Consider the following 2,213-nt stretch of genomic DNA (forward strand, 5'->3'; position numbering starts at 1 on the left):
TGTACATCAACGAGTTCTCGGTGCGCTTCGAACTCGTCGCCATGAACGTCTACACCGACCCCGCCACCGATCCCTTCCCAAACGGGGGAGTGCTCAACAGCACGCTGCTGATCCAGAACGACCAGGCCCTGGACAGCGAGATCGGCACCAATTCCTATGACCTGGGCCACATCATCAGTGTGAACCCCGGCAACCCCGCCGGGGGCCTGGCCTTCGTGGGTGTGCAGTGCAACTCGAGCTTCAAGGGCGCGGGCGGCACGCTGCTCGGTTCGGCGAGCACCGGGGCGGTCTACCCGATCATGATCCACGAGGTCGGCCATCAGGTCGGATCGAGCCACAGCTTCAACAGCGAGCTCGACGGCTGCAACGGCAACCGGTCGGCGAGCTGGGCCTACGAGATCGGAAGCGGAGTCACGATCATGTCCTACGCCGGCCTGTGCGGCGCCGAGAACGTGATCAACGACGACATCGACGTGTTCAACTCGGGATCCCAGCAGCAGATCACCAATCGCATCATCTCCACCAGCTCGTGCGGGACGACCGAGCCGACCGGCAATTCGCTGCCCGTGATCGACCTCCTGCCCACGCTGACGATCCCCCGTGAAACCGCCTTCGAACTCACCGCGAACGTCACCGACGCCGACAGCGATGACCTGACCTACAGCTGGGAACAGCACGACCTCGGTCCGGCCAGCCCGCCGGTCGATCCCACCGACGGGCCGACCTTCCGGAACTTCGAGCCCGTGCCCGAGACCTCCCGGTCCTTCCCCCGGTACAACGCGTATCGTCGGGGAACGGTCACCCCCTGGGAGTTCCTGCCGACCGTCGACCGGCAGATGACCTTCCGGCTGCTCGTGCGCGACAACAACCCGAACGGCGGCGCCGTGGTCTGGAGCACGCAGTTCATCAACGTCAGCGGTGAGCCCTTCCGCGTGCTCGCCCCGAACGGCGGCGAGACCTTCGAGGCCGGCACCGAGATCACGGTGACCTGGGACGCCGGCGGAAGTGTGGCCGACGAGGTGAGGATCCTCACCTCCGCCGACGCCGGAGTCACCTGGACCGAGGCCATCGCCGCCACGGCCAACGACGGCCAGGCCAACATCCTGTCTCCCTGCACCGCCACCGACGAGGGGCGCATCCGCATCGAGGGAGTCGGCAACGTCTTCTTCGACATCAGCGACGCTGACTTCGTCACCACCGCAGAGACCACGCCGCCGACCATCGAGTGCCCGGCCACCTTCACGATCACGACCAACGACGAGTCCGGCGTGCCGAACGACGACCCGGCCCTGCAGCCCTTCTTCGATGCCGTGACGGTGTCCGACAACTGCGACGAATCGGTCACACCGAACTTCCTGCTGCCCCCCACGCTGGTGATCGGGGACAACAACGTCGCCACCACGGCGACGGACGCGGCCGGGAATCTGGGAGTGTGCTCGACCACGCTGACGGTCGAGCTCGACACGGCGACGAGTGCTCCGGGCGCCGGGCGGCCGCGGACGGGCTTCGTCTCGGTCGCACCGAACCCCTTCAATCCCCGGGCCACGGTCCTCTTCGAACTGTCCCGCGCACAGGACGTGCGTCTCGACGTGATCGACGCGCGCGGGCGCAGGATCGACACCCTCGCCCGCGGATCCCGCCCCGCCGGCCGTCACGAACTCGTCTGGAACGGCACCGGCTCCGACGGCGACCAGGTGCCGAGCGGGGTCTACTTCCTCGTGCTGCAGACCGACGAGGGACGTTTCACCGAGCGCGCCGTGCTCCTGAAGTAGCGCAGACGAAGCAGCGACGAACGGGCCGCGGCCGGAGATTCCGGTCGCGGCCTCTTTCTTTCCCACCGGGGCGATTGCACGGAGCGAGACCGTGAAGACGACGGGTACGGCGGATCGCGGTCGGTGATTCGCCGTACTTCCGCGTCGTCCCGCAGGCGAGGTGGCGTCGGTCGTGCATCGCAGGTCGTGGTTCGTCCCCGCGGTCTCGCACGTCGACGGGTGACGGACACCGGTTCGTTCCGTGGACCCATCGTTCCCCGAGGAGCCCCTCCGATGTTCCAGCGCAACCGCCTCCCGCTCGTCGCCATGTGCCTGATCCTCGTCGCCGCCGTCCCGGCGGGCGCGGCCCCGGTCTGGTGGACGGACGAGGCCCCCCGGCTGGCCCGTTCGACCGCCGCCGACGACCTGGCGCAGGTCTACCGTACCTTCGGTGTCGACGCC

Annotated in this window: 1 protein-coding gene; it reads left to right on the forward strand. The window is 67.9% G+C overall.

Annotated features, from left to right (window positions below):
* On the forward strand, positions 1 to 1,772 hold a 1,772-nt coding region (locus VKA86_03145), incomplete at its 5' end, for a zinc-dependent metalloprotease family protein (protein HKK70186.1).
* Positions 1,773 to 2,213 lie beyond the last annotated feature (441 nt).

This window comes from Candidatus Krumholzibacteriia bacterium (assembly GCA_035268685.1).
Taxonomy (GTDB): Bacteria; Krumholzibacteriota; Krumholzibacteriia; order JAJRXK01; family JAJRXK01; genus JAJRXK01.